Origin of the sequence: Streptomyces sp. NRRL S-495 (genome assembly GCF_000966955.1) — a bacterium.
GTDB classification, from domain to species: domain Bacteria; phylum Actinomycetota; class Actinomycetes; order Streptomycetales; family Streptomycetaceae; genus Kitasatospora; species Kitasatospora purpeofusca.
Map to the genome: position 1 here is coordinate 1 of NZ_JZWY01001188.1, position 520 is coordinate 520.

Genomic DNA, 520 nt, shown 5'->3' on the forward strand with positions numbered 1-520 from the left:
GTCTGAGGCAGCCCCGAGTCCTGCTGTCCCGGGCTCCGTGCCGGGTACCGCCGCCCTGGAGGTCACCGGCCTGTGCCGGACCTTCGGCGCCGTCCGGGCCGTGGACGAGGTCTCCTTCGCCCTCCCCGCCGGCGGCTCGCTCGGCATCGTCGGCGAGTCCGGCTCCGGCAAGACCACCACCGCCCGGATCGTCGTCGGCCTCGAACGGGCCGACGCGGGCCGGGTCCTGGTGAAGGGCCGGGCCCGTACCGGCGGCGCCCGGGGGAAGGCCGAACGCCTCGCCCGCGCCCGCGAGGTCCAGATGGTCTTCCAGGACCCGTACCTCTCGCTGGACCCGCGCACCAGCGTCGAGGCCGCTCTGCGGGAGACCCTGCGGCTGCACTTCCCCGGCACCGACCACCCGGCCCGGATCAAGGAACTCCTCGACCAGGTCGGCCTCGGCACCCGGGCGGCCGAGGCGCTGCCCCGGCAGCTCTCCGGCGGCCAGCGCCAGCGCGTCGCCATCGCCCGGGCGCTGGCC

1 protein-coding gene is annotated in these 520 nt (G+C 76.9%); it reads left to right on the forward strand.

From position 1 onward, the window contains the following. Positions 1 to 37: 37 nt before the first annotated feature. The coding region (locus VR45_RS40415; protein ID WP_045944967.1) for an ATP-binding cassette domain-containing protein at positions 38 to 520 on the forward strand (483 nt) is incomplete at its 3' end.